9 protein-coding genes and 1 pseudogene are annotated in these 12,708 nt (G+C 69.9%); 3 read left to right on the forward strand and 7 right to left on the reverse strand.

Features of this window, described 5'->3' with window-relative positions:
* Positions 1-655 (forward strand): annotated as a pseudogene (locus ACFYMC_RS24870) (oxidoreductase); the annotation flags it as partial.
* On the opposite strand, the gene ACFYMC_RS24875 reads toward ACFYMC_RS24870, so the two are convergent.
* The 7 genes from ACFYMC_RS24875 to ACFYMC_RS24905 all read right to left on the reverse strand — a co-directional run bounded on the left by ACFYMC_RS24875 (position 656) and on the right by ACFYMC_RS24905 (position 10,281).
* The gene (locus tag ACFYMC_RS24875; RefSeq protein ID WP_388529024.1) at positions 656-1,336 is read right to left on the reverse strand and encodes a formyltransferase family protein; all 681 of its coding nucleotides are present in this window, start codon (positions 1,334-1,336) and stop codon (positions 656-658) included.
* Positions 1,333-4,410: a non-ribosomal peptide synthetase gene (locus ACFYMC_RS24880; RefSeq protein ID WP_388529026.1), complete on the reverse strand. Its 3,078-nt coding sequence runs from the start codon at positions 4,408-4,410 to the stop codon at positions 1,333-1,335. Before ACFYMC_RS24880 ends, ACFYMC_RS24875 begins: the two co-directional genes overlap by 4 nt.
* Positions 4,411-4,412: 2 nt before the next feature.
* Positions 4,413-5,528 carry an NAD-dependent epimerase/dehydratase family protein gene (locus ACFYMC_RS24885; RefSeq protein WP_388529028.1) on the reverse strand — a complete coding sequence of 372 codons (1,116 nt, stop codon included), beginning with the start codon at positions 5,526-5,528 and terminating at the stop codon, positions 4,413-4,415.
* Positions 5,513-7,486 carry a fatty acid CoA ligase family protein gene (locus ACFYMC_RS24890; RefSeq protein WP_388529030.1) on the reverse strand — a complete coding sequence of 658 codons (1,974 nt, stop codon included), beginning with the start codon at positions 7,484-7,486 and terminating at the stop codon, positions 5,513-5,515. Before ACFYMC_RS24890 ends, ACFYMC_RS24885 begins: the two co-directional genes overlap by 16 nt.
* A gap of 14 nt (positions 7,487-7,500) precedes the next feature.
* Positions 7,501-8,358 (reverse strand): hypothetical protein, encoded by an 858-nt coding sequence (locus ACFYMC_RS24895; RefSeq protein ID WP_388529032.1) that lies wholly within the window; start codon positions 8,356-8,358, stop codon positions 7,501-7,503.
* A 3-nt stretch (positions 8,359-8,361) separates the two neighbouring features.
* A complete protein-coding gene (locus ACFYMC_RS24900; RefSeq protein ID WP_388529034.1) occupies positions 8,362-9,423 on the reverse strand; it encodes a 3-oxoacyl-ACP synthase III family protein in 1,062 nt (353 codons plus the stop codon).
* A 423-nt stretch (positions 9,424-9,846) separates the two neighbouring features.
* Entirely contained in the window at positions 9,847-10,281 is a 435-nt protein-coding gene (locus tag ACFYMC_RS24905; protein ID WP_388529036.1) for a S26 family signal peptidase, read from the reverse strand.
* 547 nt (positions 10,282-10,828) lie between these two features.
* Between ACFYMC_RS24905 and ACFYMC_RS24910 the strand changes: the two genes are divergently transcribed.
* Both ACFYMC_RS24910 and ACFYMC_RS24915 read left to right on the forward strand, forming a co-directional pair.
* Positions 10,829-11,488, forward strand: a complete 660-nt coding sequence (locus ACFYMC_RS24910) for a TetR/AcrR family transcriptional regulator (RefSeq protein ID WP_388529038.1) — start codon at positions 10,829-10,831, stop codon at positions 11,486-11,488.
* Positions 11,489-11,495: 7 nt separating this feature from the next.
* A complete protein-coding gene (locus tag ACFYMC_RS24915) occupies positions 11,496-12,680 on the forward strand; it encodes an FAD-dependent oxidoreductase (protein ID WP_388529040.1) in 1,185 nt (394 codons plus the stop codon).
* Positions 12,681-12,708 lie beyond the last annotated feature (28 nt).

The following is a 12,708-nucleotide window of genomic DNA, read 5'->3' on the forward strand; positions in this document are numbered from 1 at the left end:
GCTTCTTCTTCCCCATGCTCTCCATGATGGACATCATCCTTCCGGGGGCGAAGCCCCTGATCAGGAGTGTCCGTCAAAGCGGATCAAGCCCACCGGCCTGATCGGCGGCCCGGGCGACCCCAGTGGGCGGTCCGGCTACTGGGTGGCCCGCGCGGCCCGCGACCGACGGGGCCCCATGCTCGTACCCGACGAACCGTCCGCCCCGACCCAGGCCGTCGACGTCCGTGACCTCACTGACTGGCTCCTGGACTGCGCCGAGGCCGGGCGAACCGGCGTCTTCGACGCCGTCGGGCCCGTTGTCCCCTTGGGCGAGTGGATCGAGTTGTCCCGGGCCGCGGGCGGGCACACCGGCCCGGTCGTCAGCGCCGACTCCCACTGGCTGATCGAGCGAGGCGTGGCCCAGTACCTGGGCCCGGGTTCCCTGCCGATGTGGCTCGTGGACCCCAGCGGGCTCGGATGGTCCGCCAGAAAGGGGGAGGCTGCCCAGGCAGCAGGTCTACGTCACCGACCGCGCGCCCAGATGCTGACCGACACGCTGACCTGGGAGCGCGAGCAGGGACTCGACCGGGAGCGGCGCGCCGGAATCGACGCCGAGCGTGAACACGAGCTGCTCGCCGCCCTGCGTGAGGACGCGGCGAAGGCGTCGCCCGCCTGACTAGCCGCGCCTCAGCGCGGCCACCGCCCGGGACACCTCCGGGGTGTGCGCCGCGAACGGGCCGAGGTCGGTGGCGCGGGCGAAGGCAGGATGGTCTCGGTAGTCCCCCAGGTGCTCCAGGGTTCTGCGCCCGTAGTAGGCGGGCTCCGCCGTGGGCTGGTGAAGCGGCGGGCTCGCCTCGTTCCGGGCTACTGCGGGAAGCATGTCCTGGAACAGGGCGTGACAGGACTGGATTCCGCGGAGCATCACCTGGTGATACCTGGCGTCGGGCGCAACCGGGAAGCGTCGCTGCGCCAGTACGGTGCCGGTGTCGATGCCCTCGTCGATCTCGTGCAGCGTGGCGCCGTATTCCTCCTGCCCGCCCAGCAGGGCGAAGAGGACTGCGACGGCCGGAAGGCCGCGGTGCTGCGGGAGTAGGCCGTTGTGGACGTTGAAGAACCGCAGACCGCTGGTGAGTAGGGGCGCACGCAGAATACGCTTGTTGTTCAGCGACCACACGATGCCGTCTTCGGACGCGGCGAGGAGGGTGTCGACCGCCTCGTTGATGTCCGGGGTGCTCAAGTGCCGTGAGCCCGAAGCGTCCTGCGGGTCCGGCGAGCAGACGAGGTCGATGGTGTGGCCGTGCGAAGCGGCGTGGCGGACGGCACGGCGCAACAGCGCGCCTTCGCCGATGAAGATCATACGGGCGCCTCTTCCTGGGCTGACTTGATCTGCGCACACACCTGGTCGAGGGTCACGTCCCTGACAAGGTCTTCGAGTCGGCTCATGAAGCGCTCGCGCTGGGTGGGTGCGAGGAGGTCGGCGGCGACGGCGGCGAGCATTTCGATCAGGCCCAGGGAGTCTCCGCCCAGAGCGTGGAAATCCGCGTCGGCCGGCAGTTCGGCGGCGTCGAGGCCGAGCACCGCCCCCCAGTGTCGGGCCACCCGATCCCTGAGGCCGGCCCCCTGGGACGCGTCGGCCGTCCGGGCGAAGGGATCCGGGAGGGCGTCGAAGTCGGCCTTGCCGCTCACCGTCCACGGGATGGCCGTGACGGCGATGACGTGCGCTGGGACCATCGCCGTGGGCAGCTGCCCGGCCAGTTCGGCTCGCAGTAGCGCCGGCATGCCTTCGGCCAGCGATGCGTCCTCGGGCACCACGTAGGCGCACAGTGCCGCGGGTGAGTCATCGGTGCGGCGCCGGGCACAGACCACGGCGCGCCGTACCTGGGGATGTGCTTCCAGTGCGGCGGTGACCTCGGCGGGCTCGATGCGGTGTCCTGAGATCTTGAGCTGTCCGTCGACGCGCCCGAGGAATTCGATGGCACCGTCGGGGAGGCGCCGACCGAGATCGCCCGTCCGGTAGCTACGGACCCCGTCGGCACCCGTGGCGAAGGGGCGTCCGCCTTCGGTATCGACGTTCAGGTAGCCGCGGGCGACCTGGAGCCCACGGACCTGGATCTCTCCGGTGCGGCCGGCGTCCCGGCCGGCCGATCCCAAGAGACTGCCGTCCTCCGCGACGAGTTCCACGTGGGCGTGCGGCCCAGGGGTGCCCACAGGCACCGTGGCGGTGGTCTCGATGGTCCCGCCGTCCACCACCTGGGCGAGGCAGGCGACGGTGGCCTCGGTGGGTCCGTACCCGTTGACGATGCGGCAGTGGGGGCCGAAGGCGGAGCGCGCCGCGCGGACTGCGGACCAGGTCAACGGTTCCCCTCCGAGGAGCAGGGTGCGCAGGGGGTGCTCGGGCAGCAGGGCCAGGTGTGAAGGGGTCAGGGCGAGCGTGTCGGCTCGGTGGTCGACGACCAGTCTTCGCAGACTCGCCCGGGAAGGGGCGTCGGGCGCCAGCACGGCGGTTCCGCCGGCGAGCAGGGTGAGGAAGAGCGGGAAGCAGGAGATGTCGAAGGTGTAGGAGGAGACGAAGCCGAACCGGGTGGTGTCGCCCACCTCGCAGACGCCGGTCATCCACTGCACGAAGCCCATGAGGCTGCGGTGCTCGATCTGGACGCCCTTGGGCCGCCCGGTGGATCCGGAGGTGTGGATCACGTACGCCAGGTCAGCGGGCGACGGGGCCGGGGGCGTCGTCGTGCCCCACGTATCGGCAGGGACCCCACTGAGCTCCTCGGCGGTGACCAAGGGGCAGGGGACGTCGGCGACGAGTCGGGCCGCGAGGTGGGCGCGGGTCAGGCACAGTCGGGCGCGGGACTCCCGTAGCACCTGCTCGATGCGCGGGCCGGGATGGGCGGGGTCCAGGGGGAGGTAGGCGGCGCCGGACTTCAGGACTCCCCAGAGGGCGCCCACGCCGGTGGGCGATCGGTCGACGATCAGACCCACCAGGTCCTCGCGCCCGATTCCGCGCAGCGCCAAGGCGCGTGCCACACGGTCGGAGGCGGCGTCGAGTTCCGCGTAGCTGACCGGGCCCTCGGGCCCGTCGAGGGCAACCGCCTGGGGGGTCCGGGCGACCTGGGCCCGGAACTGGTCCACGACGGTGGTCATCGTCGCGTCCACCACGACGGTGGTCATCGTCGCGTCCACCGGGGCGGTCGGCACGGAAGCGGTCCGCCGTGGTGTGGCCGGGCGGGGTGTGGCAGTGGTGGTGGACACTCGCTCCAGGACGCTGTCGAGAAGGTGGCCGGCGCGGGCGGCGAGGCCGGGCCCGCCGCGACTGCCCATGGTCACCTCGGTGGTCGTGGGGGTTTGGGCGACGACCACCGAGAGAGGCACCAGCGGAGCGTGCACGGGCAGGGCGTAGACGGTGGCGGCGGTGAATCCGCCGCCACTGAAGTCGCCGGGGTCCACCCGGCCCAGGTCGGAGATGACCGCTGAGGCGAGGTGTCGATCAGCGCGGACAGCCATGGCCTGGGCTGCCCGCAGCAACAGCGCGGAGCCGGGCAGGGGGAGACGGGCCAGGACCTTCTCGAACCCGGCGGAGAGCTCCCGGCCGTCGGCCAACGCCGTCAGGAGTTGCGCTTGGGCCGAGGTCCAGTCAGCGCGGGGGGCGAGGTCCAGGAAGAGGGGGAGGGTGAGGTTCCCGGTCGCTGCTGCTGCCGGGAGGTGGCGGCGCAGGTCAACCGGGATCATGACACGGGTGCGCGTGCCCACGACGTCGCTGAGCGCTTGGGCCAAGCGCGCCGTGAGGGCGTGGTGATGGCCGGGCAGCGTGCGACGCAGCCAGAGGGTCTGCTCGGGCCCGGCGGCGCAGGGGCCCAGTGGCGAGGGCAGGTTCGGCGCCATCCTGGGTCGGGGGCCCGTGGCACCGAGTTCACTTAGGAGTCCTTCGTCGGTGAGGGGGGCCAGGGCGGCACGAGCGGGCTCCCCTCGTAGGCCGCCAAAGACCTCTCGCACCCAGGTCAAGGCTCCGTGACCGTCCATCAGGGCGTGCGAGGCGCTGAAGACCAGGGTGGTCGCTTCGTCCTGTGCCCCGGGCACCACGAGGACCTCGCAGCCCGGTGGGTCGGTGCGGGAGCTGGCGCCGCTGAGTCGGTCCGCGATGGCGGGCTCCGCCACGTCGAAGTGGGGTACCGGCTCGGCGTAGCGGATGCGCGGCGGGGGGCCCTCGGCGGACCACAGGTTGCCGCGGCGTACCAGCCGGGAGCCGGGGCAGGACTGCGCTGCCTGGGCCACCGCCGCCTTCAGGCGGCTGGGGGCGAGGACTCCGTGACCGTGCACGAGGATGCGCAGGGCCATGGTGCCGCGAGCCTGCCCGGCGGCGAGGTAGAGCCGTTCGGTGGGTGATACCGGGCGCAGGTACCCAGCACCCGGACCGCTGTGGTGGTGGGGCATGGTCAGGTGCTTCCTCGCTGGGTGTCTTTGGTCGGGATGCGGGTGCGGCCGAGCTGGCTCGCGACCGTGGTGGAAGGACGGCTCCAGGCCGCGACGCCCCCGCCCTCCTGCACCCACTTCACGAGTTCGCGCACACCGTCAGCCTGGCTGCGCGGCGCCCGGTAGCCGAGGTCGCGGCGCGCGGCGCCCGTGTCGTACGTGGTGGAGCAGGTGAGGAGCGCCATCATGTAGCGGCTGAGCGGGGCTCCGCCGCGAGGACCGGGCCGCAGCCACCACAGTGATTCGACGGCGCCGGCGAGCGCCCGGCCCGCGCTGAGGGGGATGCGGGGGTGCGGGGGATCACAGCCGAGGAGCTGGCCGACCGTGGTGAGGAACGCCCACAGGTCGCTGATCTCCTGATCGGCCACGAAGTAGGTGCGGCCACCGACGCGTTCGGCGGGAGCGGACGCGGCCCCCAGGCAGGCGGCCACGGCGTTGTCGCTGTGGCAGAGCGAGACCTGGACCCGTTTGCCTCCGGAGAGGTCGGGCAGCCGCCCCCGGTGCATGGCGGTGAGCATCCGGGGCAGGAACCCGAAGTGGTCGCGGGTTCCCCAGATTCCACGGGGGCGGATCGCGCAGGTCGTGAACCCCGTCGTGTTGGCTGCGAGTACGTGTTCCTCGGCGCGGGCCTTTGTCTCGCAGTAGTGGTTGTGGAACCGGTCGGGGTAGGGGACCGTCTCGTCGATGTCGAAGCGGTCGCCCTCGCCCGGGCGCATCAAAGCACTGGGGCTGGAGACGAACACGAAACGGCTCACCCCGGTTCGCCGGGCGGCGGCGAGCAGGTTCTCGGTGCCGGCGACGTTGGCGGCGTGGAACTGGGCGCGACTCCCGTGGTCGACAACCCGGGCGGCGCTGTGCAGCACTGTGTCGCAACCGAGGGCTGCCCGGTGCAGGGCGGCGGCGTCCGAGAGGTCACCGGTCAGGAGCTCGACCTCGGGCATGGTTCGCAGTCGGGCGGTGTCGCTGGCGGCACGGACCAACGCCCGGACCTGGTGGCCCTGGCGCAGGCAGGCGTCGACGAGGTGACCGCCGAGAAACCCGGTGGCGCCGGTGATCAGGACCTTCACAGCTTCCGCCACCAGGTCGCCCCGTAGAGCAGGGTGCGCAGGGCGGTCTCCCAGGGGCCGTAGCCAGCAGCCCGGCCGCGCGGCAGGGCGACCGGGATCTGCCCGGCGTGCACAACCACGCTGAGGAAGGCGTCCACCCACCAGAGCCAGCGCAGGGCCGCCACCTCCGGCGCGCCCACGGTGGCGGCCCAGACGGCACCGCCGATCAGGTAGGCCCAACCGGCCAGCGGGACCAGTTGCTCGGCTCCGGCCAAGGACCACGGGGGTGCAGGGGGGTCGAGACGGCGTTCGGCCCAGCGGGCCAGTTGCTCGCGACCGATCTTGGCGTTGTGGCGGATGTCGACCGGGAAGGCCGGGTGGTTGAGGAACAGCGTGAGGCCAGCGGTGGGGGCATGGGCGCGGGCGAGTTCACGAAGTTCCACGGTGAGGCTCTGCCAGGCGGCGGTGTCGAGGGAGGACTGGGTCTCCACACAGATCACGGGCCGCTGATTCCCGGCCGGTCCGATTCCCACGAGGGCGCTGCGGCGCACCAACGGATGGGCGTTGAAGACGCCCTCACAGGCGACGGGGTACAGCTCCGCTTCCGCGGTGCGCACCCGCTGGCTCTTGCGACCGCAGAACCACAGGCGTCCGTCCGTGTCGAAGTAGCCGAGGTCGCCGGTGCGGTGCCAGGTACGGGGGCTGTCCCCGGAGTGCGCCTCGTGCACCTTGTGGAGGGCGTCGACGCCGGGCGCGGCGTGGTAGCGGGGGCTGACGGAGTCTCCCGCCACCAGGATCTCCCCCACCCGGCCGGTGGGCGGGCCCGACTCGGGGGGCGGTTCGGTCAGGGGGCCGTCCGTGATCGGGGCGGTCCGTACCTGGTTTCCGGTGACCGGTCGGCCGATGCAGGTGCCGGCGCCGTGGGCGCTGGCGGTGGAGGTCTCGTCCAGGATGTCGCCGGATTCGATGGAGGTGATCGGCAGTGCTTCGGTGGCGCCGTAGGTGACGTGTACCTGCGCCTTCTCGTCGAGGACCTCGCGCAGGGCGGCGACGACTCCGTCCGGCACCGGGGCTCCGCCCGAGACGATGCACCGCAGTTCGGGCAGCGGGCGGTGGTGGGTGCCGAGGTGGCCGGCGAGGTTCCTCAGCAGCGCGGGGGAGGCGAACATCGTGGTCACGCCGAAACGTTCCAGCGCGTCGACGAGTTGGCTGGGATCGGCTTGGGCGACCTTGGCCGGGGACAGCGGCGCGAGGACGGTGGTGGAGCCGTAGACCAGGTCCAGGATGCCGTAGAAGGGAAGGGTGATCAGCGAGGTGTCATCCCGGCTGCGCCCGTGGGTCGTCTCGATCTGTCTGGCGATGGCGAGCGCCATCCGGTGGGTGTACTCGACTCCCTTGGCGGGGCCGGTACTCCCGGTGGTGAAGCCGATCATCAGCAGGTCCTCACCGCCGACATCGGTGGGGCCTGACCGCTGGCCGGGGATGCCGCGCAGCCGGTCCAGAGTGTGCCCGCCCCACAGTCGGCGGCGTCCCAGTGTCACCGGGATACGGACTCCGGAGAACGTACGGCGTCCGCACAGGCGCACCAGATGGGCGAGCGGTGGGCCGATGAACGCCTGCGCTCCGACACTGCGGTAGCAGTGGAGCATCCGCCGCAGTCCCATCCCGGGGTCGACGACCACGGGTACGGCACCGATCCGAAAGAGCGCGAAAACGAGCGCGAAGAGCTCGGGGCCGGGCGGGGCCATCAGGACCGCTTTGGTGCCACGGCCGATTCCGGCGTGGCGCAACCCGTGGGCCAGCTCTTCGACCGACTCCTGCAACTGGCCGTAGGTGAGGGTGTCGTAACGTACGTTCCCGTCGCGGCTTTGACCGCGGGGATGGATGACGGCCGCCTTGTGGGGAAAGGCGCGGGCGTTGCGCTCCAGACAGGCCGCCAGGCCCGGCCAGTCGGCGCGGGCCGCTGTCTCCTGCGGGGCGGTGTACGGCATGAGGGTCAACGTCTTCACCAGCCCTCGGGCCGGTAGCTCACACAGGAAGCACTGGGTCCGGCGCCTGCGGTCACGAACAGCAGTTGCTCGCATCCTTCGGGCCGCCCGGCCGTGATGGCCTGGAGGTAGCCGAGGATGGGAGCCGCGGTGTGCGGCTCACCTCCGGCGTCCTCCTGCGAACCCTTCGCCGCCGTCTGCGCGCTGACGACCTGAGTACACTCCAGGTCGAGTTGGTAGGTCTGGGCATAGCTGGTGACGGCGATGGTCGCGAGCTCGGCCAGCCGCAGGTCATGGTCTTGGGCTCGGGCCACCGTGATCTGGTTGCGGCCGTCAGTGCCCATCCGAGTGGTGTCGAGGTAGCCCTGCACGTCGGTGGGAGCATCGGCGGTGTAGTGGAGTACCGGGCCGAACCCGACGTCCGGGTCGGCGCTGCGCTGCAGGAGTAGGGCGCCGCCGAGATCGGCGTAGGGGTAGTCGGGATCGCGGTGGGCTCCGCCGCCGGGGTGGACGTCGGCAGCGGTGATCAGAAGGCGCTCGGTGCTGCCGGTCTCGATGAGCGACTGGGCCACCTGGATGGCGTTGAGCACTCCGCAGGCGCCGTTCATGAGGTCGAAGGAGAAGGCCGCGGCAGGGTCGGCCAGGTAGTCCAGGCTGATCTCGGCCTCCTTCTGCACCAGGGCGGCGAGTGCGGGTTCGAAGGTGTTGGACTCCCGGTAGACGCCCACGTTGATGACTGCGCCGATCGCGGCAGGGGACAGTTGGGCCTTGGTGAGGCAGTCGCGTGCTGCTCGTCCAGCCAACTCGACGGTGGAGGGAGGGACTTCGGAACTCGCTTGCCGGGTGGCTCCCGCGGCAGTGATGACCATGCCCATGACCTAGACCCCTACGTTCGTGATGGTCGCCGAGAGGGCACCGGTGACCACTCCGGAGGCCGCCGGGACCAGCAGGTAGTTGGCTCCACGGCGAGCGGTTCCTGCCGAGAGGTGCTCGTGCAGGGTCAGGAAGTGCGAGGTGGTAGCGGTGTTTCCCAGCCGTTCCACCACGGCGAGGGAGGTCGGCATGGGGGCACCGAACTCCGCCTCACCCATCTGGTTCACATATTCGATGAAGCGCGTACCGACCTGATGCTGGATGACATAGTCAAAGTTTTCACCAGCAAAATCATGGCCGCCCTTTTCCAGGAGATCACCGTGGAATCGAGGCCAGAGCGCGAGCCGGTCCTTGTTGTGCATCTTCTTGTTGTCCGTGTAGAGGGCGATTCCCGGGGTGCGGTCGCTGGGCATTCCCATACAGAGATGCGAGTACTCCGCACAGGTCATGAGTTCGACGTAATGAATCCGGTCAGCCGGATCGGCGGAACGATCCAATACGACGGCGGCGGCCGAGTCGCCCACAGACAGCGAAGCGAACTGGGGGTCATAGGAGTCGCTGATCTCGCGCACCGCCGTCCGCGCGACGCCGGTCGCCTGCTCCCCGCTGACGACCATGCCGTTGCGCACCACACCGGAACGGATCATCCGGTCGAGTACGTACACACCGGTCAGCATGCCGGCACAGGCATTGGAGACGTCGAACTGAATGGCCGGGCGCGCACCCAACTCCCTGGCCAGCGAAGAGGCGAAGGACGGCTCGAAGGTAAAGCGGCCACCGTCCTTGAAGCGCGTGATGGAGGCGGAGATGACGACGTCGAGGTCATCGGGGCCGTACCGGGAAGCGCCCAGACAGGCACGGGCAGCCCGAAGGGCCATGCCGAAGGAGTCCTCGCCGACTTCGGGATCGGGGTTGCAGACGCGGCGCTCCGCGACGCCGGTTATCCTCCGGACGTCCACATCTCGCAGTTCCTCGCTGCACCCGGTGAGTTCCTCGGTCGTCAGCACGGTTTCGGGTATATGAGTGCCGATGGCTTCTAAACGGCTGTATTGGTTCGTCGTACTCAATTCACTACTCCACGATGAGCGCACTCGACCAGAGCGATCCGCTCCAACGGAGGGGCGCAGGGATTTCCACGAGCGACTGATGCGTAAGTTACCGTAGCGTACGAATTGGACCGCCCGGTTACGCTCCTGTCTCGAACAGGGTTCGTACAGTGAATATCGGCCATTACCCGGATAGGCGATATCGCGCCACTGCCCAGCCTTCCGAACCCTTGCGCCCGCGCCCCCAGGCCCTTCGGCCCGGAGCTCGATGGTGACCAACCCCGCCTCTCGGGCACACGGCCGGACCTGGAAACCGAGAAAGCTGTCCGGAACAGCGCCGTCCGCCTTGACCGGGGTCCGCTTCCGAGCGATGGCCGGAGCGAACGCGCACCCTCAAGGAGCGTGCCCCCAAGGGCCGCCCCCCGGTGGGATCAGCGCACGGCGTCAGGCTCGGAAGGACTCGGCGGACTCGGCGGACTCGGCGGACTCGGCGGACTCGGCGGACTCGGCGGACTCGGCGGACTCGGCGGACTCGGCGGACAGAATCTTGCCGGCGACACGGCGCCGAGGGACGCCGTCGACCGACACGCAGATACCAAAGACACGATCGTGACTGGTCCAACCGTTGATGCGGCCACGGTTGTTACTGATCTGCACGCGCTTGCCGGCAGCGTCGACGGCCGACACCAGGTGCAGGTAGACCACCCCGGCGACCCGAGCAAGGACGATGTCGCCGACCTCCAACTTCGCCGGGTCGACCGGTGCGACGACCACCTGCTGCCGGCTGCGTATCAGCGGGACCATCGAGGAACCGCTGGGCCGGAAAACCACAGCGGTCCCGCCGGCCGCCCTGCCTGCCACTGCGTCCAATGCACCCATCTGACGATCGTGGCAGAACCCCCCACATCGCCCCATCCATTTTTCTCCCCACCGTGCAGCGGGGTGCCCGGGTACGGGTGCGGGTCACACCGACGAGCCTCGCGCAGACCGCCGTAGCATCCTCGCCGGCCTGTGGAATCTGGAGAGGCGCGATGACCTTACCGAGCTACTGGCACCGCTGAAACAGGACCTGACTGCGGCGGGCGCTGCAATTCACTAGGGCTGTCCCGTAATCCCCGGTGGATCAGCGCACGGCGTCAGATGCGGTGCATCGCAAGGCGGAGGGGCGTCCCCATACTGGGCGTATTCGGGCGTTCCGACAACGCAGCGAGGTGCCGTAGCTGTCGCCGTGCGCCCGCCGGGGACTACGGGACAGCCCTTAGCTTCAGTCGATCTTCGCCCCTGCGGTCGAGCACAGCGGCGAGGACCCGTTTCGCGCACCCCTCGGGGCAGCCCGGCGGACCCGGGCCGGCGTTCGAGTACAGGAGTCGATGCCCTGGGGCGGGGGACTTGCAAGAGCACTGAACAGATGTTTAGTATATTGAACATGCGTTCAGCCAACTCAGGAAACCCCCCCGCCGACCGCACCGGGCGGGCACTCGTGCGCGACGAGGCGCTACGGCTCTTCGCGACCGCCGGTCCGGACGCGGTTTCCGTCAGGGAAATCGCCACCGCCGCAGGGGTGTCACCCGCCCTGGTGGTGCACCACTACGGATCGAAACAGGGCCTGCGCGAGGCCGTGGACCAACACGTGCTGAACACCTTCGCGAGCATGCTCGACGAACTCACCGGCGAAGGCCGCCCGTACGACGCGGCGGCAGCGGGCTCCATCGCCGAAGCGATGCTCAGGCACCTCCCGGCCGACTCACCACTGCCGGACTACCTCGGCCGGCTCCTGCTCTCCGACAGCCCGGCGGGTAAGGCGCTCTTCCAGGGCCTCCACGAGCTGAGCCTGCGCACCCTGGACAACCTCGTCGAAGTGCGACTGGCAGCGCCCGGGCGGGACCGGCGGGTGCGGGCCGCACTGCTGCTCGTCAACGACCTCGCCGTGCTCCTACTGCGGCGACGCCTGACGGAAGTGCTGGGTGTGGACCCGCTCGGTTCCGCCGGCGCCGAGCGCTGGGCGAGTGAGGTGCTCGCCATCTACGGCGGCGGGCTCCTCAGCGAGCAGGCGGCGGGACCCCAACAGAACGGAAAGGAAGCGTGATGCCGACGTGAAAGCCGTGATCTGCGGAGCGGGAATCGCAGGACTGGCCCTCGCCCAACGCCTGGACCTCCAAGGATGGGAGGTCGTCGTGCTGGAGAAGGCACCCGGCCCCCGCACCCAGGGATACATGGTCGACTTCTTCGGGCCCGGCTACGACGCGGCCGAAGCCATGGGCGTACTGACCCGGATGAAGGAGCTCGGGTACCACATCGAGGAAGCAAGCTACCTCGACGAGCACGGCAAGCGCAGGGCCGGATTGAACTACGCGCAGTTCGGCAAGGCCCTCGGCGGTCGACTGTTGAGCATCATGCGCCCCGATCTGGAACGCGCACTGCGCGAACACCTCTCCGACCGCGTCGACCTGCGTTTCGCGGCCGAACCGGTAGCCGTGAAACAGGACCAGCACGGGGTGCGGGTGACCCTCCAGGACGGCACCACTCAGGATGCCGACCTGCTGGTCGGTGCGGACGGTGTGCACTCGACGATCCGGCGGATGGTCTTCGGCGAGGAGGCGCAGTACATCCGCCATCTCGGGTTCCACACGACTGCGTACCTCTTTGACGACGCCGAGATCCTCCACGGCATGCAGGAGCGGTTCTGCCTCACGGACACGGTGGACCGGCAGATGGGCTTCTACACCCTGCGCGACGGTCGAATCGCCGCGTTCGGAGTCCACCGCACACAGGAACGCACGCTTCCCGAAGACAGCCGCGCCGCCGTCCGCGCCGCTTACCGCGGCCTCGGTTGGATCGTGCCACGCGCCTTGGACAAGTGCCCGCCCTCGCCCGAGGTGTACTACGACTACGTGGCCCAGGTCGTCATGGACGGCTGGTCAGCGGGCCGCACCGTACTGGTCGGCGACGCCGCCCACGCGGTCTCGCTACTGGCCGGACAGGGGGCGTCACTCGGTGTCAGCGGTGCTTACGTGCTCGCTGAGGAGTTGGCGGGGCACCGCACGGTGGAACAGGGCATTGCCGCCTACGAGCAGCGATGGCGGCCCGTGGTCGAGGAGAAGCAGCAGGCCGGCCGCAACGCAGCGCAGTGGTTCCTGCCTGCTTCCCCACTCCGCCTGTTCGCCCGGCGGATGGCCATGCACCTGACGGTGATTCCCGGCGTGGACAAGTACCTCGCCCGTTCGCTGTCGGGTAAGGCGTCCGCACTGGTCGCGCAGGGCACGGCAGCCCAACACTGACGCCGCGCGACGGTCGGCGCCCGCAGCG

The organism is Streptomyces sp. NPDC006879, assembly GCF_042869595.1.
Lineage (GTDB): Bacteria > Actinomycetota > Actinomycetes > Streptomycetales > Streptomycetaceae > Streptomyces.